Source organism: Agrobacterium sp. 22-210-1, from assembly GCF_053522525.1.
The window spans coordinates 338,553-358,850 of record NZ_JBNWCI010000004.1; the positions used below are offsets into that span (position 1 = coordinate 338,553).

Annotated in this window: 16 protein-coding genes and 1 riboswitch; of the genes, 7 read left to right on the forward strand and 9 right to left on the reverse strand. The window is 58.1% G+C overall.

Annotated elements, in window-relative coordinates; genetic code table 11:
* Positions 1-28 precede the first annotated feature (28 nt).
* Both ACQZ5F_RS23735 and ACQZ5F_RS23740 read left to right on the forward strand, forming a co-directional pair.
* A complete protein-coding gene (locus ACQZ5F_RS23735; protein ID WP_225338288.1) occupies positions 29-1,369 on the forward strand; it encodes a nucleotide sugar dehydrogenase in 1,341 nt (446 codons plus the stop codon).
* Between the two features lie 12 nt (positions 1,370-1,381).
* Positions 1,382-1,864: a class I SAM-dependent methyltransferase gene (locus ACQZ5F_RS23740; RefSeq protein ID WP_046799491.1), complete on the forward strand. Its 483-nt coding sequence runs from the start codon at positions 1,382-1,384 to the stop codon at positions 1,862-1,864.
* Between the two features lie 37 nt (positions 1,865-1,901).
* On the opposite strand, the gene ACQZ5F_RS23745 is transcribed toward ACQZ5F_RS23740, so the two are convergent.
* The 4 genes from ACQZ5F_RS23745 to ACQZ5F_RS23760 form a co-directional block, all read right to left on the reverse strand.
* Complete coding sequence (locus ACQZ5F_RS23745) at positions 1,902-3,596, reverse strand: adenylate/guanylate cyclase domain-containing protein (protein WP_225338289.1); 1,695 nt, start codon at positions 3,594-3,596, stop codon at positions 1,902-1,904.
* Positions 3,597-3,920: 324 nt separating this feature from the next.
* Positions 3,921-4,781: an MBL fold metallo-hydrolase gene (locus ACQZ5F_RS23750; RefSeq protein WP_225338290.1), complete on the reverse strand. Its 861-nt coding sequence runs from the start codon at positions 4,779-4,781 to the stop codon at positions 3,921-3,923.
* Between the two features lie 189 nt (positions 4,782-4,970).
* Entirely contained in the window at positions 4,971-5,426 is a 456-nt protein-coding gene (locus tag ACQZ5F_RS23755) for a cyclic nucleotide-binding domain-containing protein (protein ID WP_046799488.1), read from the reverse strand.
* 43 nt (positions 5,427-5,469) lie between these two features.
* Positions 5,470-8,187, reverse strand: coding sequence for an ABC transporter transmembrane domain-containing protein (locus ACQZ5F_RS23760; protein ID WP_225338291.1), 2,718 nt, complete (start codon positions 8,185-8,187; stop codon positions 5,470-5,472).
* Positions 8,188-8,533: 346 nt separating this feature from the next.
* On the opposite strand from ACQZ5F_RS23760, the gene ACQZ5F_RS23765 reads away from it, so the two are divergent.
* Positions 8,534-10,354: a serine aminopeptidase domain-containing protein gene (locus tag ACQZ5F_RS23765; RefSeq protein ID WP_225338292.1), complete on the forward strand. Its 1,821-nt coding sequence runs from the start codon at positions 8,534-8,536 to the stop codon at positions 10,352-10,354.
* Here the strand turns inward: ACQZ5F_RS23765 and ACQZ5F_RS23770 are convergent.
* The 5 genes from ACQZ5F_RS23770 to ACQZ5F_RS23790 are packed head-to-tail and all read right to left on the reverse strand — an operon-like array spanning position 10,322 to position 16,110.
* Positions 10,322-12,778: a glycoside hydrolase family 2 protein gene (locus ACQZ5F_RS23770; protein WP_225244970.1), complete on the reverse strand. Its 2,457-nt coding sequence runs from the start codon at positions 12,776-12,778 to the stop codon at positions 10,322-10,324. The genes ACQZ5F_RS23765 and ACQZ5F_RS23770 overlap by 33 nt on opposite strands.
* The gene (locus ACQZ5F_RS23775) at positions 12,775-13,758 is read right to left on the reverse strand and encodes a DUF1839 family protein (RefSeq protein ID WP_225338293.1); all 984 of its coding nucleotides are present in this window, start codon (positions 13,756-13,758) and stop codon (positions 12,775-12,777) included. Before ACQZ5F_RS23775 ends, ACQZ5F_RS23770 begins: the two co-directional genes overlap by 4 nt.
* Positions 13,759-13,764: 6 nt before the next feature.
* Positions 13,765-14,673, reverse strand: coding sequence for an amino acid--[acyl-carrier-protein] ligase (locus ACQZ5F_RS23780; RefSeq protein WP_263647200.1), 909 nt, complete (start codon positions 14,671-14,673; stop codon positions 13,765-13,767).
* A 4-nt stretch (positions 14,674-14,677) separates the two neighbouring features.
* Positions 14,678-15,859, reverse strand: a complete 1,182-nt coding sequence (locus tag ACQZ5F_RS23785) for an acyl-CoA dehydrogenase family protein (RefSeq protein ID WP_225338294.1) — start codon at positions 15,857-15,859, stop codon at positions 14,678-14,680.
* On the reverse strand, positions 15,859-16,110 hold the full coding sequence (locus ACQZ5F_RS23790) for an acyl carrier protein (protein ID WP_003504852.1): 252 nt from the start codon (positions 16,108-16,110) through the stop codon (positions 15,859-15,861). Before ACQZ5F_RS23790 ends, ACQZ5F_RS23785 begins: the two co-directional genes overlap by 1 nt.
* 182 nt (positions 16,111-16,292) lie before the next feature.
* Positions 16,293-16,404, forward strand: a riboswitch (TPP riboswitch).
* 94 nt (positions 16,405-16,498) lie between these two features.
* Between ACQZ5F_RS23790 and thiC the strand changes: the two genes are divergently transcribed.
* The 4 genes from thiC to ACQZ5F_RS23810 are packed head-to-tail and all read left to right on the forward strand — an operon-like array spanning position 16,499 to position 20,272.
* On the forward strand, positions 16,499-18,322 hold the full coding sequence (gene thiC, locus ACQZ5F_RS23795; protein ID WP_052818793.1) for a phosphomethylpyrimidine synthase ThiC: 1,824 nt from the start codon (positions 16,499-16,501) through the stop codon (positions 18,320-18,322).
* Between the two features lies 1 nt (position 18,323).
* On the forward strand, positions 18,324-19,328 hold the full coding sequence (gene thiO / locus ACQZ5F_RS23800; protein ID WP_448731111.1) for a glycine oxidase ThiO: 1,005 nt from the start codon (positions 18,324-18,326) through the stop codon (positions 19,326-19,328).
* Positions 19,297-19,494, forward strand: coding sequence for a sulfur carrier protein ThiS (thiS, locus tag ACQZ5F_RS23805; RefSeq protein WP_137085315.1), 198 nt, complete (start codon positions 19,297-19,299; stop codon positions 19,492-19,494). The genes thiO and thiS overlap by 32 nt, the downstream gene beginning before the upstream one ends.
* A gap of 4 nt (positions 19,495-19,498) precedes the next feature.
* The gene (locus tag ACQZ5F_RS23810) at positions 19,499-20,272 is read left to right on the forward strand and encodes a thiazole synthase (protein ID WP_448731105.1); all 774 of its coding nucleotides are present in this window, start codon (positions 19,499-19,501) and stop codon (positions 20,270-20,272) included.
* Positions 20,273-20,298: the final 26 nt, after the last annotated feature.

Sequence of the window (20,298 nt, forward strand, 5' to 3'; positions counted from 1 at the left end):
TTTGCACATGCGCGGAGCGTGACACGCTTTGAATTCTTCTGACGTTTCCCAGAACCTGCTTTCCAGCATCGAAAACAAAACCGCCAAGGCGGGCGTGATCGGCCTCGGCTATGTCGGCTTGCCGCTGGCCATGACGGTTGCCAAGGCCGGGTTCAGGGTCGTCGGCTTCGATATCGACCCCGGTAAAATTACCGCGATCGATGCGGGCCGCAGCTATATCGAGGCGGTATCCGATGAGGTGCTGGCAAGTGTCAGGCAGGACGACGGTTTCGCCGCGACCGCAGATTTCACCCGACTGGCCGAATGTGATGTGATCGCCATCTGCGTGCCGACGCCGCTTACGAAATATCGCGAGCCTGACCTTTCCTATGTCGAAAAGACCTGTCGGGATATTGCCGCGCATCTGCGCAAGGGGCAGCTCGTGGTACTGGAATCGACCACCTATCCCGGCACGACCGACGGGGTGGTGAAGACCATTCTGGAGAGCAGCGGGCTTGTTTCCGGCGTCGATTTCTTCATCGGCTTTTCGCCCGAGCGGGAAGATCCCGGCAATCGCGATTTCGAGACTTCGACCATTCCGAAGGTCGTCGCCGGCGATGGCGAAGCGGCCGGAAAACTGATGGCCGCGTTTTATGGTTCGGTTGTCAAAAAGATCGTGCCCGTTTCGACAAACGCTACGGCTGAGGCGGTGAAAATCACCGAAAACGTCTTCCGTGCCGTCAATATAGCGCTCGTCAATGAACTCAAGGTCGTCTACGAGGCCATGGGCATCGACATATGGGAAGTGATCGACGCGGCGAAAACCAAGCCTTTCGGTTTCATGCCGTTTTATCCTGGTCCGGGCCTCGGCGGCCACTGCATACCGATCGATCCGTTCTACCTCACCTGGAAATCACGCGAATATGAATTGCCGACGCGGTTCATCGAGCTTGCCGGGGAAATCAACACCGGCATGCCACGCCACGTCGTCGGGCGGGTTGCGGAAGCGCTCGATATTCATTCCGGCAAGGCGCTCAGCCGTTCGAAGGTTCTGGTCGTCGGCCTCGCCTACAAAAAGAATGTGCCCGATATTCGCGAAAGCCCCTCGCTGAAGCTCATCGAACTTATCCAGGAGCGCGGTGGTGAAGCGGCCTATTATGATCCGCATGTGGCGGAAATTCCGAAAACCCGCGAATACAGCCATCTGATGGGCATGAAATCGGTGTCATGGGACAGGCAGACGATCGGCGCTTTCGACGCCGTTCTCGTGGCCACCGACCATGACAATGTTGATTATGCCGCGCTCGGTGAATGGGCGCCGCTGATCATCGACACGCGAAATGTCTTTGCGCGGCGAGATATTGCCGCAAAACACATCATCAAAGCCTGATACGGACGGACCATGAGCAGACTGGACAGTTTTATTCGCCGGTTGACCGCGCAGCGGGATATTCTCAACCACCTCGCGGCCGATCTCGATCTGCCGGAAGAGGGTGCGCTGATGGAAATTGGCCTGGGAAACGGACGCACTTTCAATCACCTGCGCGAACTGTTTCCCAGCCGTCGTATCATCGCCTTCGACAGGGCCATGGGTGCTCATGCCTCCTCCGTTCCGGCGGCGGAGGATCTTGTTATTGGTGAAATTTCTGAGACCGCGCCCGCCTTCATCGGTGCGGATGCGGCGATGGTTCATGCCGATATCGGCACGGGCTATCCGGAAAAGGATGCGGTTACACTGACGTGGTTGCCGGATCTTGCCGCCGGCGTGCTGGCGAAAGGCGGCATCGCCGTCAGCGGTCTGCCGCTGGATCATCCCCTGCTCAATCCGCTGCCGGTGCCGAAAAGCGTGCCGACGGACCGCTATTTTCTCTATCGCAAGATTTGAACCCGCGCAGGTAAACAGCAAGGGCCCCGGCCTTGTCCTATAGATAACGTTCGCTCTCTTCCTTCGAAAGCAGGAAAACTTTCATCTGCGAGTTCCGTCCGCGGATGGTGATCTGCTCGCTGCGAAGGTCGGCGGTATCCTGCCCTGCCTGCGTTAGCGCCGGTTCGGAAACAACGATGGCTGCGCCGAATTCCTTGGCCTTGGATTCGAGCCGGCTTGCCACATTGACGGTATCGCCGATAGCCGTCAGGGTTTTTGCGGCGCCGTATCCCATGACACCGACGATGCTCGGGCCGGCGTGAATGCCGACAACGACTTCCAGGCGGACGGCGAATTGTTTCTCCAACCCCTCGTTTAAGATTGCGATATCGCGCAATATGGTGGCAGCCGCCTTCATGGCATTGCGGCAGGCGTGTTCCTCATCCTCTCCAAGTCCAAAAAGGGCCATGGCGCCATCGCCGATGAACTTGTCGAGATGCCCGCCTGCGTGCTCGACGGCCTGGCCGACTATGGTGAAATAACGGTTGAGGAGGAAGACGACATCATAAGGCAGCTTCGCCTCGGACAGCGTGGTGAAGTTACGCAGATCGCAAAAGAGGATGGCGATTTCCTCTTCCCGGCCGGGGCGGGCCAGCTGCGCATCGACCGGCAGGTCGTTCTGCTGAGGCGGCGAAACGAGAAGCGCGATACCAAGATCGCTTGTGGGGCGTAGCTGACAGCCGAGCCGCACATCCGAATCGGCATGGATGCGCCGCAATGTGGTTTGCTCTATGTCTCCGGGCGGCGGAAGCGGGCCTTTGCTGTCCAGAATCTTGACCCGACAGGTTGAGCAGCGCCCTTTGCCGCCGCAGACGGAATAATGTGGTATGCCCGCAAGCCGGCTGGCCTCCAGAATGCTGAGCCCGGCCGGCACACGCGCCTGCGCGCCATGTTCGTAACGAATTTCGATGGCCGTCAACCGTTGCCGCCAGCTGCGCACGCCGCGCAGGACGAAAACCAGCATTACCGCGCCGATAAACGATGTTTCCACCGTCCCGGTGATGAGCCGGATCTGCGTCTCCATTTCCCGTTGCAGCGGTAATTCATCTTTTTGAATGGTATTGTCGACGAGTCCCGGAGGAAGCGCGTATTTTTCGTCGATCTCCGCCAGCCATCGGCCGGCATCGCTGAAGCCCAGCAGCGCCAGAAGCGGCAGCAGCACCGCCACCGTCATGAATAACCCGGCTATTCGCGGATACCAGTCGCGGTAACGCAGCCAGAAATACAGGCCGATGCATCCGTGGACCCAGATCACCACCAAGGCGAGGCTTTGCCATGCGCCCTGTATCGGATTGTTGATCCACAGCCTGCGGATGACAGAGTAGTAGCCAACATCGATGCCATAAAGCATGTGCGACACGCGGATATTGACGGCGTGGCCGATGATCAGAAACGGGATCGACAGGCCGAAAATGACCTGAAGCGCTTCGCGCAACGGCATGCGCAATGTTCTGCGCAGATAAAGCGAGCGCAGAACAAGACAGACATGCACCAGAACCGAACCATAAAAAAGCAGGCTGCTGATGGGGTTGAGCCAGATCAGGCTGAACCATTTGCGCGCCCGTTCGGCGGTGTCGATTGAGATGAGTGCAAGGGAGTGATTGAAAAGATGGGAAAATACAAAAGCAAATATGATGAGACCGGATAAAATCCGGGCCTGTCTCAAGTTGGTCTCCGAAAAGAAACGGATCATGCAAATCCCATCATGTGGTCGCTCAGAGCAGAATCATCATTTAATAAGCCGTGATGTTCTTAGTGCAGGGAATCTCGTGGCAATATCGTGGAGCAAAAGGCTGGTAACGGTCAATTGTGCGTGTTCGAATGTCGCCAGCGCACGGCCTGTTTAAAGGAATCGCCCAGTGTGCTCTCGCTCTTTGTTTTTACGCATTTTCCGGACATAAAACCGCTGCGCATTTTTACTGGAAATTTTCTGGAGGCACGATCGCAATCGCGACTTGGGGACGTTGCCAGGCACCCCGAAACCTTCGCCGCGACCAAGAGGTTGCGGTGACCGCGATCAGAGTTCGATTATCTGGCCGTCCATGGCAGCGAATGCGCCGCCGAACTCGGCTTTTGCCTGTTTTTCGATACTGTCCAGTTCTTCGTCGCTGCGGCTTGGGGCATGGTGGATGAAGCCGACATTTTTTGCGTCGGCCAGCTTGGCGAGGCGGATCGCCTGTTGCCAGGACGAATGGCCATAACCGCGATAAAGGCCCATTTCGTCGTCGGTGAACATGGCGTCGTAGAGGAAAAGATCGACGTCCCTGATCAGATCGAGCACGGTTTCGTCGATGCTGCCCGGCTCATGTTCGGTATCGGTGATGATAGCGAGGGACTTTCCTTCCCAGTCCAGCCTGTATCCGATGGCATTACCGGGATGATTGAGCATTCCGGTTCTGATTGAAAGGCCGGGGCGCGGGTTGAGCGTGTCGCCGGGCATGAAGTCCCGCGTCGCCATTCTTGCGCAGCAAACCTCCAGCGGCACGGGGAACCAGGGTGGGCTCATGAAATCCTTGAGCATTTCCCGCGTTGTCATAACGCCGGCCAGGTGACCAGACCAAATAGCGACGTCGTTGCAGCTGTTGTAAAATGGCTTGAAGTAGGGGAAGCCGACAATGTGATCGTAATGGCAGTGCGAGAAGAACAGATCAACGTCGGTAATGCCTTCCGCCCGCAATGCAAGACCGGCGGGATGAAGCCCGGACCCTGCATCGAACAAAAGAACATGATCTCCGCATCGTACCTCGATGCAGATGGTATTGCCGCCATATTTTCGGAAGTTTTCACCTGAAACAGGAAGCGTTCCCCGCGCGCCCCAGATCTTTACCCGAAAATTTCTATTACTTTCCCGACTTGCTGTGTCGGAATCGAACGCCATGACACACCCCAATAACAACGGAATCTTGCACGCTTTCCTCCCATGAAGCCCGTTGTCTCTACAGATTTTTATATCCGCCTTTTTTGGCGGATGCCTTTACCTCTTATTCAGTCAGCATTTCATTTATATTGCAATGGTGCGACATTTATTTTTCTAATATCGCCCGTTGGGGTAGCAAGGAATTGCCGCTCATGTTCTGGCGCTTGCGCGCGCCTTGCTGAGTTCCGTCGTCGTCTGGGTGAGGCGTTCGGCAAGAACGCGCATGACTTTTATGGTGATGTCAGGGAAATCGGACATGAGCTTGAAGAACTGTTCCTTGCCGATCCGCAGGGCTTCGACATTGGTGGAGGCGCGCACGGTCGCGGTTCTGACGCTGTCACAGAGGATGGCGATTTCGCCGACAATGGCGTTGCCGGTCATTTCCGCCACCTTCAATGTGCCTGACGGGGAGTCGACCAGAACATCCACTTTGCCGGTCAGAACCACATAGGCCGCATCGCCGACATCCCCCTGCCGGAATAGTACGTCACCCGTATGATAGGACACCCGGTCCGATGCAAAAGCGAGTAGTTTGAGCTTCGACGGTTCCATTTCCGAAAAAAACGGGACGCGTTTCAGCATTTGAATTTCGTCTTTGAAGAGCATTGCCTTACCCTATTCTTGTTCCACCTCGGCCACGTTCTTGGACTTATGTTGCGACCATGTCCTTGAATGTACCGTTTTCCTGCGCCAGAGTCTCGTAACTTCCGTCGGCGGTGATTAGTCCCTGATGGACGAATATGACCCGGCCGAACATGCGCGAGAGCGTTGCATTCGACAGAACCCATATGATTGACGGGTTATTGTTGTTCTGTTTCAGGAGTGTGATGACCCGTTCGACAATTTCCTCCTGTTGTCGGGGGTCAAGGCCGGGAAGGGGGCGATTAAAGACGTAATAATCGGATTTGCGGATCAGCGCGCGGGCAAGATTGAGCTTCTGGCGCTGGAGCGGGCCAAGCCGCTTGCCACCGGCACCAAGGTTGAAATCGAGGCCGACTGCCAGAACGCGCTCGTAGACGCCCTGCTTGCGCATGACATCGGCGACGATGCGGGTGATGCGCCGCGAGGCATCGGTATAACGATGGCTGACCTTGCCGAAGAGGATATTATCCAGCAGGCTGGTGGCGCTCATATATTTCGTCGGATCATATATTTCGATGACGTTTTTCAGGCTGTCGGGCAGGTTTTCATGGAACATGTGCCGGACCTCGACGATCCGGTTCATGATTTCCGGCGACAACAGGCCGAAACGCTGCCGGGGCTCGATGTAAAAGAAGCTCAGCCGCAGCATCGCGCGTTTTTCGCTCTCATTGGCATCATCGAAACCGCGGCCCTGCAGGCGCTGCAACATCTGCTGATAGACCGGAATGTCATCGGGCGTCATGAATGTCAGCTGCTGGAAGAATGGGTGGTCTCCCGGCAGGTCGGCGAAGATTTCGACGATGTTTTCGGCAATCGTGTAACCCATTTCAAACAGGGTTTTGACAAGACCGGTCTCGCGCATCAGCGAGCGGAAATAATCGCTTTCGATGATGGTCCGGATCGTCTGGGAAGAGTCCCGCATGGTGCCGAACAGCAGGTTTTCGCCGACCGTCGCTTCGCTGTTGTAGCTCTCAAGCTCGAAGGGCGCGATGAGGCCGCTGAGGTTCTCCTTTTCCAGTTCAGCGCGCAGGACATGCCGCAGTTCAACGATGCGGGCGGCAAGATGCAGGTCGGTCAGAGGGTCGATCGACGAGCGCAGTGCAAATTCGAGGATATCCTGCGACAGTTCCACGCTGTCTAGGACGGCCAGGATTGCCCGAATGAGATTTTCCGGTTTGCCGTCACCGGCCGGGCTGGAAGCGTAGTCGATCCATTCGCTGTTTATGTCGATCAGCGGATTGCCCGCCATCTTGGCTTCGCGAATTTCCCATTTGCGGTGTTCCAGAGCCGCACCCTCGTAGTTCTTATCTGCGAGCGGGGCGTGTTTCAGGCCATAAAGCAGATTGTCCATCAGGCTGGCGTGGAAAAAATAGCTGTCCGAGGAGACATAGGAGATGCGCCGTCCCGTCAGTGATTCAGGCAATTCCAATATGTCGACATCGTTGATGCTGATCTTGCCGGAGGCCGGCCAGAGTGTACGGCCGATCGCATCCGCAAGCGCCTCGCCTCCCGCACCGCCGACGATGGCGATGACTTCACCCGGCTCGATCTTCAGCGATGCCTGCTCCAGAAGCCGGCTGCCACTATCGTCTTCCAGCGTCAGATTGGTGATGACGATCGGTGCGGTGATGGCTGCGACGGTTCGCGGCGACAGTTTCTGCACGTTCTCTTCAATCATGTTCGGGGCATTGAACTGTTCGAAGACCTGCTCGTATTTCACCTGGACATCCTGACGTGCCTGATCCCAATCGATCAGCTCCTTCAGCGGTCCGGGCAATTCCTTATAGGCGTTGATGACGGCGACGAGCTGGCCAACATCAAGGCTGCCCTTGAGGGTGAGATAACCGCCAAGCGCATAAAAGAAGAAGGGCGTGAGCTGCGCGAGGAAGTTATTGATGAATTTGACCAGAAACTTCCACTGGTAGAGATCATAACGGATCTTGAAGATGTCGCCGAGCCGGTGGGAGGCATCGGCGCGCTCGAAATTGGACGTATCATAAGCGTGGATAGTGCCGATGCCGTCGACCATTTCGCCAATACGTCCGGCAAGCTGGCGGGCGCTCAGCTGCCGCTGGCGACCGAGTTCAATGAGGCGACGGCGCATCTTGGGGATGATGCCGACCTGAATGGCGGCCATGAAAGCAGCGATCAGTCCCAGCCAGAAATTCTGCACGAGGATGAAGAAGAGAGCGGAGAGAGCCTGACCGCCGAGAAGCGCCGGCTGCACGAAGGCGTCGCCGGTAAAACCGCCCAGCGGCTCAACCTCGTCCTTCACCATGCTGGATATCTCAGCGCCTTTGACCCGCTTGAAATGGCTGGGTGGGAACCGCAGGATCCTGTCGATCAGTTCAAAGCGGACACGCCGGAGAAGCCGTTCGCCAAGGCGGCCTTTGAACGTATTGATATAATATTTGAAAAGCCCGTTGATGACGACAAGCGCAAGGAATGTGAGGCTGAGCGCCATCAGCATCGACATGCGGTTGAGTTCAAGCCCGGGGAACAATGTCACGGTGCCCCAATAGGGAATATCGACCGTGAGATGCATGAAAAGCTGCGTTGCATTCGCCCCTTCGAAACCGTCTCCCTGAATGGGGCCGTTGACGATCTGCTTGGGCAGATCGAAGGCGAGGAAGTATGGGATCATGGACAGGGCCACGATCAGCAGAATGAAAAGCTGCTGCCGCCTCGTGTGCGACCAGATATAACGCGTAAGGCTTTGTTCCATATAAAACTTCTATGACCTGTCGGGGCAAGCCCCGGGGTGTTGGTTTGCGCGGTGTCTAGACGATCCGGTGGCCGGGTGGCGCAAGCTCCTCCTGCAAATAGGTACGTGACTCGCTATTTATCAGTATATTCAAGCGGTTTCGAGCAAAATAGCATCCGCACCGAGGCTTACCCGCCACACTGAAAGATTGCTTTTGCAACCCGTGTGTCGCAATCGATATAAATGCGACAGTATTTTTAGAATTCTCTAATATTATTGTTTTTAGTGTAGAACAGGCGTTAAGACACTTGGGTATAGTGATCCCGTAGTGGTTGAGCCAGACGCTGGCGCAATAGTGGCAAGGTCGATGGCGATAGATATTTCAGAGTGTGCAGGCGGCGAATCTCCCCTTGAGTCACGGCAGCTTTTCGACATTGCAGCGGATGGGACGATCGCGCATCCTGTTTCTTTTGAAGGGCTTGCCGGTATTTTTCATCCGGCGCGCAAAGATGTGCAACGGGATCATGCCGTTCTTTTCGTCAGCCCGTGGGGAATGGAAGAGCTATGCAGCCGTAAGTTCCAGCGCGTTCTGGCCGAGCGGCTGGCCGCTTCCGGCGTCGCCAGCCTGCGTTTTGACTATCTTGGCTCAGGCGACGCGCTCGATCCGGAAGATGTCGGTCGGGCGGCGGACTGGCTTTCCGACACGCGCGCGGCGTTTGAGTATCTGAAGCGTCTTTCCGGCTGCTCCGGGATTGTCGTCGTCGCGCAGGGTCTTGGTTGTGCGATTGCAGTTCAGGCATTTGCCGGCGCTTCCGCCATCGGTTCCATGGTTCTTCTGGCGCCAGTCGTTTCCGGTCGCGCCTATCTGCGTGAACTGGCGATGTGGTCTTCCATGATTGATGATGGTCTTGGTCTGTTGCCGGGGCAACGTTCGGCACAGCCCGGGGCGATCGCCGGAATGACCATGCCGTCAGGTGTTGCGGATACGATCAAGAAGATCAATCTCTCCAGTCTCGAAACTGTTCCAGCCCCCAATGTCCTTGTGCTTTCGAGAGCCGGTCGGGTGACCGACAGCGATCTCGCCAGACATCTTGCGGCGATTGGCGGTGAGGTGAAGGAGGCGGCGTTTTCGGGTTATGACGATCTTGTTTCCAGCCCGACGCTTTCGAAAATATCAAGCGATGTCGTGAACCGACTGTTGGATTGGGTCTTGTCACAGACCCAAGTCGGGAACCCCGCGGCACTCCAGGAAGATTTCACCATCAACGCTCCGCAGCGCGGCCAGGGTTTTTTCGAACAGCCGGTGCAATTTGGCGAGGGCGGACGGCTTTTCGGCATCTTTTGCGAGCCGGATCATCGGCAACCGGTTTCTTCGGTCCTTCTGCTTGGTGCCGCCTATGACCGGCATGCGGGCTGGGGCAGGCTTTCCGTGCAGACCGCCCGTGTACTTGCGCGTGCCGGCGTCGCTTCGCTACGCTTCGATGCGGCCAATATTGCCGACAGCCCGCCGGTCAAAAACGTTCCGGATCAGGTTCTTTACGATGTCTCGCAGAATGACGATGTCTCTGCCGCCCTCGATTTTCTCGAGCGGCGCGGCAAAGGTCCCTTCATCGCGGCCGGCCGGTGCAGCGGCGCCTATCTCGCTTTTAACGGCGCGCTTGCGGATGCTCGGATCAGCGCAGTAGCTGCGGTCAATCCGGTCGTCTTCCACTGGCAGAAAGGCCGCTCGGTGGATGAAGCCTTGCACAAGCGGCCGCGCTCGTTTGGGGAGTACAGCCAGCGTTTTCGCCAGGGGGCGACATTCAAACGTCTCTTCAGCGGCGATGTGGATGTTGTCAGTGCCGGGCTGAACATCGTCAAGGCGACGATGAAGAAGCTCTCGACAAAAACGGCAAGGCTGTTCCGCCGGGGCAGTGAAGAAGGGCGCGCCGTATACGGAGCTTTCGATTCACTCAAGGCAAAGGGCACCGCCGTCAGCCTGCTCTACAGCGACAATGACGACGGGCTTGAGCATTTCCGCTATTATTTCGATGCCGATGGTCGCGGGCTTTCTGCCTATCACAACGTATCGCTGACAATTATTGCCGATGCCGACCACAATCTTTCGACACCGGAAGCAAAAACGATCTTTATCGATGCGGTGACACGGCTGGCTCTAAAAGGAGAAGCGTCGGCCGGAACCCAGTGATACCACCTCTCCGGAAGGTGGCGTTTCGATTGTTCCGGCCTCCGGCATAAGATTGATTGTCTTGCTCTCGCCGGGGGCGAGGTGGAACCAGTTTTCCGAAGCCCGATAGCCTTCCGCCGATAGGTGGACGGATTGCGCCAGCCGGTCTGTACCGATTTCGAGCGACCAGTTGCCGTTGGTTTCGCTGAGATCCAGATCCAGATTGGCGGCATGCAGCGCCTTTTTCCGGCCGAGCGGGAAATTGAAGGCGTCGGCGATGACGAGCCCGGTTGCGACATCACGAAGCCGGGCGACCGTGACATCATGGGATGGCGGGCCGAAACGATAGGCATAGGTCGTATCGAAAAAAGCGCCGAACAAATCTGTTGCGGCAATTATATGGCTCTGCCGCGGTGAAAGCGTCAGCGGGCGTTTGGCGTGCACGACCGGCTGCATGCCGTCGCGCAGGCAGGTCAGCTCCAGCATGGCTTCAAAGCCGTCGCCGGTTTCGTTGATGAGATGGATATCCAGCCCGTTGGTGCCTTCATCGGAAAGGCTGAGCTGGATGGGGCGGAACGCTCTTTTCAGCGCGTGCCAGACGGATTTGGGCCGGCCGGTGGCGTCGATGATACCCCAGCCAGCGCCGGGAACGAGATCCTGCAGGGTCCAGACCAGCGCACCCCGGCAAGAGGAACCGCTGCGCCGCCATTCGGCGAAGGTCGTTTCCATGACCTCGGCAGTTGCTGCGCGTGACATGTCGAGATAAAGCCCGCCGTCCTCGCGCCGAAGAACGTCCGGCTCAACGTCGTAAAGCAGCTTCAGATAATGATCGCGAACATCTTCGAAATCCCAGGACGCGCCGCGATCGCGCGGCGTGCGAGCTTTCCAGCGTGGATCATGCACGGCCACGCCGGGAAGATATTTGTCCAGCGTTTCCTGTTCGGAAATATTGGAAAAGGCCAGGCACTCGGCGGCAAAGCGCACATCGGCGCGGCGGGCATCTTCCAGCGGACGGCAATAGGCGCCCACACCATAATAGTGACCAACCCCGGCATTGGGGGAAAATGGCAGCGCGCCGCCGGAGGGGGAGTTGGTGACATAGGCCGTATCCGGCCGTTTCTCAGCCATCACATCCGGAATAATCTCCTCGGTGAGCGTCGCCTTCCATATCTGTTCCGGCAGGCCGAGCATGGCGCCCTGCTGGTACATCTCGCTGCCGCCACAGAAAACGGTGAGTGACGGAGAAAGCGCTGTCGCCTCGAGGAATTGCGAGATTTCCGTAACGATATGCTGGCGCAGGCCATCATCTTTTGCCGGGTAGTCGAAGTTGGCAAGCATGGCGTCCTGCCAGACCATGATGCCGAGTTCATCGCAAAGCGCGAAGAATTCCGGCGTCTCATAGGCCATGGTGCCGCCAATACGGATCATGTTCATGCCGGCTTCGGCAGCTTTTTTGAGCCATGGCTCGTAATTCGGTCGTGTTCCCGGCAGGCGCACGATGTCGGCCGTCGTCCAGACCGCGCCGCGGCAGAAGACGGGTTCCCCGTTCACCTTGAGCCCGAAACCGTTGCCGTCCTCGCCGTGATCGATCTCCACCTGGCGGAAACCGGTGCGCCCAAGCCTGTGTTGCTTGCCATCCAGCTCCAGAATGATGTCGTGCAGTGCGGGCCTGCCATGGGTGTGCGGCCACCAGATTTCGACCCCGGGTATAAGCAGTTCGCCGAGGAGTTTGCCGTCTTCGCCCTTCGAAAGATTGATGCTGTAACCAGCGCAGATCACCCGTGCGGACTGGATATCGCGGTTCGCTTCGAGAACGATGCTGACCTTCCCCCTGCCGGTATCGTCAAGCGAAGATCGCAGGGTGCAAAGCACGCTTTCCTGTTTGATGAGGTTGATGGGCCGCCATGGGCCTGCGGCATGGATTTCCGGGCACCAGCCGGGCATATAGCCGAGTGCGGTGGTGCGGATCAGCCGCAACCCTTGCGTATTCATCATCTGCGGACGCCAGCGGGCGCGCGGACCGGTCTTTTCGAGCCGTGGTGCAAGTGCTCGGAAGCAGATCGAAAGTTCGTCCGCGCCAGTGAGCGCGACTGGCACTTCCAGCCTTTCGAACATGCTTTGGCTGGCGGCGATCAGCTCACCGTTGAAGAAGATTTCGGCAATGGTGGAAAGGCCGTCGAAGCGCAGCGTGGCCCGTTCCCGCGCATCGGAAATCATTGTCAGCCGATACCATGCATCCTTGTCGTTGAGCGCGACAGGGGCAAACCGATTGAATTTCCCGGCTTCTTCCAGGGCCTGTGCCACCGTGCCGGGTACGGAGACGTGCAGGCTTTCAAGCGCTGCCGGAATGTCGGAGGGGGTTTCGCAGGCATCGGCAGGCGTCAGTGTCAGCGTCCAGCCTTCACTCAGCAATTCCTCGCTTTCGCCCGGAAAATAGGTCCTCACGCGGCCTCGCTGGCATCAGATAGTTTCGCCGCAAGGCTTTCCATCAAACCATCCCATGCATCCGCTGCCGGATCGAGCACGGATGCCAGCGCATCGAACTTACGGCGGGTGACGGCGCGGGCAAGCTGGAACTGCACGGTCTTGGCGACCTCGGAGATGCGCAGCGCATGCTCTCTTGCTTCGGAAAAACCTTGCTTGTCCAGCCATTCAAGGTGGCTTGCCGCCAGTTCGAAATTGGCGCCGAGCTGGCGCAGCGTGTTGAAGGCATATTTGTGGAAAAAGCCGAAGGGCCTGTCCGCAACCTTTTCCACCTGCGCCGGAAACACGGCTGAAAAAGCCCTGACCGGATTGGCGGATGGCCGCCGCGAAAAATGAAATCTCAGCAACCGCTCGGCTGTCTTGCGAATATGGGCCGGTGACGGATCGCTGTCTGCGAATTTCGCAAATTCGGTGTAGGGCAGGAAGGGCGGATCGGTCTCGGCCAGATGGTGCTGGAACAATCCGTCGAAATCCTCGCCCGACAGATGGAAAAAGCCGGCATTGTGGAAATAGTCGAGTTCCCGGTTCGCTAGGTCGAGCCTGTTGATGGCGACGGTGGTCTTGCCGTGTTCCTTCTGATAGCCCACCCCATGGGTGTCGGGCATATAGAAACTGTCCATCTCGATCAGGCAGATGCGGCCGCGCTCCAGCTGCGCCTCAATGTGGTTTTCCACCCGGTCGAAGATCGCCAGTTCGGTGGCGCGAATGCCATAAAGCGCTTCGAGATCTTCCAGCGGCACCTTGAAGAAGGTGAACTGGTCACCCTCAAAGTCCTGCGTGAGCGTGAAACCGAACATGGCTTCCGGGGCTAAGCCTTTCGAGGCCAGAACCTCGATCCACAAATCAATGTAGCAATTGGTTTCCGGCCACATTCTTTCGGAGGAATGGAGCGGGTGCTGCACATAGTTTTTGGGGTCGAGACCGGGAAAAATCTGCCGCATGGATAATCAGCCCCAGAGGGTTTCCACGACCTTTGCAGGCCATTTCTTCACATCCAGACCATGATGGGCAAACAGCGCCAGCGCAATGCGCTCAAGGCCGAAACCGACACAGGCGGTATGGGCGACATCGCCGTTGGCGAGGTTCAGACCCCATTTCTGGCCGAAGGCATCCTGATGGTAGTTGAAACTCATGCAGGCCGTCGGGCTGGTCGTGGATGTGACCGGGATCAACAGTTCGAATTTCAGGTTCTGATCGCGCTGGTTGTTGGCGAGCATCTTGCCGGCACGGCCGAAGAAAGGATCGTTGGCAACATCGATGGTGACGTCGAGCCCGACCGCCTTCATCATTTCGACGCCGCGATCCATCCAGGTCTGGCGGAATTCAGTGACGTCGGACTCGGTGCCCATGCAAACATATTCGCGCATGCGGAAAAGCTGCTGGCGCGCCGGATCCTTGGAGGGTTCATGGCGGAAGCAATAGGACTGGATGTCATAGAGACCGCCGCCGGCAGGTAACGCGCCGCGCTTGGCGATCGTCGGATAAAGGGGATAGCAGGCTGCCGGCGTCAGCACGATGTCGGTGGCTTTCTGGTCCTTGGTCCAGTCGTCACCCTCATCCATGCATTTCAGAAGGCTGACATGGTCAAGCTCGCAACCGCAGAAGGAATGGACTGTGCCGGCCAGCTGCGGGAAGCTCTTCATGTAGCCGCTTTTTTCGAAATAGGCGCGGTTGATGCCAGGCGGAAAACGGATCGCTTCGGCGCCATCGGCAGCGCCCGTGCGGTCAATCAGCCGCTCGAATGCGGCGATGACGTCCTCGAACTGGCCGCTGCGTCCATAAAGACCGTCCACACCCGTTTCAATCAGCAGGCCTTCTTCGAACAGTCGATCGAGGAACGATGTTTGCATGTCCATGGTCTTATCCCAAGAGGCTGGTGTCCTGCTTGTGAACCAGCAGGAGATTGGCGGAATTGCCGAGAATACGGTCGTTGGAAATCATCAGGCGCGCGGAGTGCGCGTCGCGCAGGTGGCGGCCGAGGCTATAGGGCGTGCCGTTCTTGTAACCCATGATGCCGCAGACCAGCATGGCGTGATCGATAATCTCGAGAATGGTTTCCGAAGAGCAGATCTTCACATTGTTCATGGCAACAGCAAAGGCCATGGACATCAGTTTTTCGGCATCGCTCTTGGTGTCCTCGTAAGCCTTGATGCCGGCGATGATGTTGGATTTCACAACCTGCAGCTTGGTGGAAACCTCGGCAAGCCGGATCGCGCCGGGAGGGGCGGTGCCGGGTGATTTGCGTGCCGCCGCTCTGACGAAAGACTGGGCGCGCAGCACGGCATCCGAGGCGATGCCATACCAGACGGCGCTCCACAGGAGATGCGAGCTTGCAAGCATGGATTGCGCGGCGATTTCCGCGAACGGCTTCGGGAAAATTTGCGCCGCCGGCGCTTCACCTCGGAACAGAAAGCCGTCCGAACAGGTGCCGCGCATGCCGAGTGTATCCCAGACATGGGTCTTTTCGAGCGTGTACTGGTTTTTCAGGAAAACGGTCATCACCTGATCGGCCGGCGCGGCATCCTTGTGGGCGCGCGAGGTGATGAGGATCGCATCGGCGTTGCTGCCATAGGAAATGACGGTGGCATCCTTTTCCAGCCGGCAAAAGTCGCCTTCGACCTCGATCGCGCAGATGGAGTTGCGCAGATTGCCGCCAATGCCGCCTTCGGTGGTGGCGGAGCCGAGCAGAAGCTGTTCGCTGGCGATGCGTTGCATGAACTCCGCATGCCACGCGCTTGCCTCGCCGTGTTCCACCAGGCTGGACAGCTTGATATGATGCATGGCGAAAATCATTGCGGTTGCCGAACAGGCCTGGCCGAGCCGGGCGCAGATATCGGCGATTTGCTGCAGGGATGCGCCTTCGCCGCCGAGGGAGGCGGGGACCTGGATGCCCAGCAGGTGTTCCTGCCGCAATGCATCGACAGCTTCCTGCGGGAAGCGGCCGGTGACATCCACTTCGTCTGCATGTTTGGCGGAAATGGTCGCGACACGGCCCGCGCGCGCGGACAGCGTTTCATCCTGCGGCGCTACGGTCACGTTCATCAGGCAGCCTCTTTACCATCCAGAATGAGCTTAACGGTGTCTTCAATGGCCTTGATGCTGGCGAAGGACTTGCGGTTCAGCAGATTGTCGGGAAACTCGATATCGAATGCTTCTTCGATACCCAGCATCAATTGCACCGATGCAAAGGAAGAAAGGCCTGCCGCATAAAGATCTGCTTCATCTGCAATCGTATCGACGGGGGTGGGAAGCTGGCCGAATTTTGCCAGTATTTCACGAATAGTCGCATTCATTCCGACGTATCTCCAATGAAATTAACATTAGGAAGGTTTGTGCTTATCGTTATGTCGCAAACGATAATATTCACCTAAACCGTTAGGTTAATTACAACTAACGGCAGCATGCGCCATTCCCGCACCTTTGCCAAGCGTTGATCGGCGGCCTTGACAAAAGGCGGCGGGTGTTTTTTCCTGTGGCCATTCACCAGGGGTGTCCCGTCAAGGGGCTGAGATTCTGCTTTCATGCGCAGTGACCCGTTGAACCTGATCCAGTTCATACTGGCGTAGGGACGGTGCAAAGACCGACGGTCGGCTGGCGTGTGCAATGCGCTGTCGGCGCTGCGGTATTTTCCATCATTCCGGCTCGAACTGGGTCTCCACTGTCAAACTTTGGAGCCTCAAGATGAATATCGCTGCCAAGAATCTTCCGCTTTCGGTCACCACCGGACCGCATGCTGCTTCCACGAAAATCCACAAGCCAGGGATACTGCATCCGCACATCCGTGTGCCGATGCGCGAGATCGCCGTGCACCCGACAGCCGGCGAACCGCCAGTGACGGTTTACGATTCCTCCGGCCCCTATACCGATCCCACACATCCCGTTCTGATTGAAAAGGGTCTGCCGCGACTGCGCCACGACTGGGTCATGGCGCGCGGCGATGTCGAGACTTATGAAGGGCGGCACGTCAAGCCGGAGGATAACGGCTTTGCCACCGGCGAGCGCCTGACGCCCGAATTTACCGTGCGCCATCAGCCACTCAGGGCGACGGCCGGCAAGGCGGTGACACAGCTTGCTTATGCGCGGGCCGGCATCATTACGCCGGAAATGGAATTCATCGCCATCCGCGAAAATCTCGGGCGCGAGGCGGCAAAGGAGAAGTTGGTCCGCGATGGTGAGAGCTTTGGTGCACATATACCTGACTACGTGACGGCGGAATTCGTTCGGCAGGAAGTGGCGTCGGGCCGGGCCATCATCCCCGCCAATATCAATCATTCGGAACTCGAGCCGATGATCATCGGCCGCAATTTTCTGGTGAAGATCAACGCCAATATCGGCAATTCCGCCGTCACCTCCTCCATGGCGGAAGAGGTGGAGAAGATGGTCTGGGCGATCCGCTGGGGTGCGGATACCGTCATGGACCTTTCCACCGGGCGCAACATTCACAATATCCGCGAATGGATCATCCGCAATTCGCCGGTGCCGATCGGCACAGTGCCGCTTTATCAGGCGCTGGAGAAGGTCAATGGCATTGCCGAGGATCTGAATTGGGAGGTGTTTCGCGACACCCTGATCGAACAGGCGGAGCAGGGCGTGGATTATTTCACCATCCATGCCGGCGTGCGGCTGCATTACATTCCGCTCACCGTCAACCGCGTCACCGGCATCGTCTCGCGTGGTGGCTCGATCATGGCCAAGTGGTGTCTGCATCATCATCGCGAAAGCTTCCTTTATGAGCATTTCGATGAGATTTGCGATATCTGCCGGGCTTACGATGTCTCCTTCTCGCTGGGCGATGGCTTGCGTCCCGGCTCGATTGCCGATGCCAACGACGCCGCACAGTTCGCGGAGCTGGAAACGCTGGGCGAGCTGACACAGATCGCCTGGGCGAAAGATTGCCAGGTGATGATCGAAGGCCCTGGTCATGTGCCGATGCACAAGATCAAGGAGAATATGGACAAGCAGCTGAAGACCTGCGGCGAGGCGCCCTTCTATACGCTTGGACCGCTGACCACCGATATCGCACCCGGTTACGACCACATCACGTCAGGTATCGGTGCGGCGATGATCGGCTGGTTTGGCACGGCGATGCTTTGCTACGTCACGCCGAAGGAACACCTCGGCCTGCCGGATCGTAACGATGTGAAGGTCGGTGTCATCACCTACAAGATCGCCGCCCATGCTGCCGATCTTGCAAAGGGGCATCCGGCTGCGCAGGTGCGGGATGATGCGCTGTCACGCGCAAGGTTCGAGTTCCGCTGGGAGGATCAGTTCAATCTGTCGCTGGACCCGGATACGGCGCGGTCCTTCCATGACGAGACCCTGCCGAAGGAGGCGCACAAGGTTGCGCATTTCTGCTCCATGTGCGGGCCGAAATTCTGCTCGATGCGGATTTCCCACGATATCCGCGCCGAGGCGCAGAAAGAGGGGCTGGAAGCGATGGCCGCCCGCTTCAAGGAAGGCGGCGAGCTTTATATGCCGCTGCCGACGCCTGCAAATGCCGAATAAAATGCGCGTGCTTGTCAAGGGAACGGGGGTCGCCGGATTGACGGCGGCCTTCGAACTGGCGCGGAGCGGCGTTACTGTCGAGGTGTCGGAGCGCAATGCCGAGCCTTCTCGCGGGGCGTCGTTCTACGCGGGCGGCATGCTGGCGCCCTGGTGCGAGCGTGAAAGTGCTGAAGAGGTGGTTCTGAAGCTCGGCCGGGCCGCGCTCGACTGGTGGGACGAGGCGACCTCCGGCCTGGTGGTCCGCAACGGCACGCTGGTCGTCGCACCCGTCCGTGACAAGGCGGAGCTATCGCGCTTTGCATCGCGGACCAGCGGCTATTGCTGGGTGGATGAAGGCGAAATCGCCGATCTGGAGCCCGATCTTGCCGGCCGGTTCCGGTCCGGACTTTATTTCCCGGGCGAAGGGCATCTCGATCCGCGCCTTGCTCTGAAATCGCTGCATGAGCGGCTTTGCGCGATGGGTGTGCAGTTCCATATGGGTGTTCCTTTGGATGAACAGCGGTTCGACCGGGTGGTGGATTGCACCGGATCTGCGGCGGTGGGGGAGATTTGCAACCTTCGCGGCGTGCGGGGAGAGATGCTTTATCTCGCCACCCGTGACATTTCTTTCTCCCGTCCCGTCCGACTGCTGCATCCGCGCATACCGCTTTACATCGTGCCGCGCGAGCCTGGCCGCTTCATGGTGGGCGCGACGATGATCGAGACGGAGGAGACCGGGGCGATTTCCGCCCGTTCGATGATGGAATTCCTCAATGCCGCCTATGCCGTGCATCCGGCCTTTGCGGAAGCGCAAATCATCGAGACCGGCACGGGCGTGCGCCCGGCCTATCCCGACAATCTGCCTGATGTCACGCAAGACGGCGGGACCATCTTCATCAACGGCGCGTACCGGCACGGCTTTCTGCTCTCGCCGGCGATGGCGCGCAAGGCGGTTGAGATCGTCTGCCAAACTCTTATTCAAAAGGAAAAGGATCATGAAACTTCTGGTGAATGGCGACGAGCTTGATCTTGCCGCCGAGACGCTGGCCGGGTTGCTCGCCAACCTTGAATATGAAGGCGGGTGGCTGGCGACGGCAGTGAATGGCGAGCTGGTGCATTCGGAAGAGCGCGCCGATTATCAACTGAAGGCGTTCGACCGTGTCGAAATCCTTTCGCCAATGCAGGGAGGTTGAGGCCATGCTGACGCTTTATGGCCGTGAGGTCGCGTCCCGCCTTCTCCTTGGCACGGCGCGTTATCCGTCTCCCGCCGTGCTTGCCGATGCGGTGCGGGTCAGCAATACGGATATTCTGACGATTTCGCTGCGCCGGGAAATGGCGGGGGGCAAGAAAGGCGGTCAGTTTTTCGAGCTGATCCGCGAATTGGATCGCCATATCCTGCCCAATACCGCCGGTTGCCACACCGTGAAGGAAGCGGTGCTGACGGCGAAGATGGCCCGTGAGGTGTTTCGCACCAACTGGATCAAGCTCGAAGTCATCGGTCATCACGATACCTTGCAGCCCGATGTCTTTGCACTGGTGGAGGCGGCGAAAATCCTCTGCGCCGAGGGTTTCGAGGTCTTTCCCTATACGACTGATGATCTTGTCGCGGGCGAAAAGCTGCTGGAGGCCGGCTGCAGGGTGCTGATGCCATGGTGTGCGCCGATCGGCAGCGCCATGGGGCCGCTCAATCTGACGGCGCTGAAATCGATGCGGGCGCGGTTTCCCGATGTGCCGCTGATCGTCGATGCCGGTATTGGCCGGCCGTCACATGCGGTGACGGTGATGGAACTTGGTTACGATGCCGTCCTCCTCAACACGGCGGTTGCCGGGGCGGGTAACCCGGTCGGCATGGCGGAGGCTTTTGCCCGTGCAATCGAGGCTGGCCATCAGGCATTTCTTTCCGGGCTGTTGGAGCCGAGGGATATGGCTGTTCCTTCGACGCCGGTTATCGGGACGGCGGTTTTCTCCTGATCACGGTTTTCCGCCAAGGTCGGGCA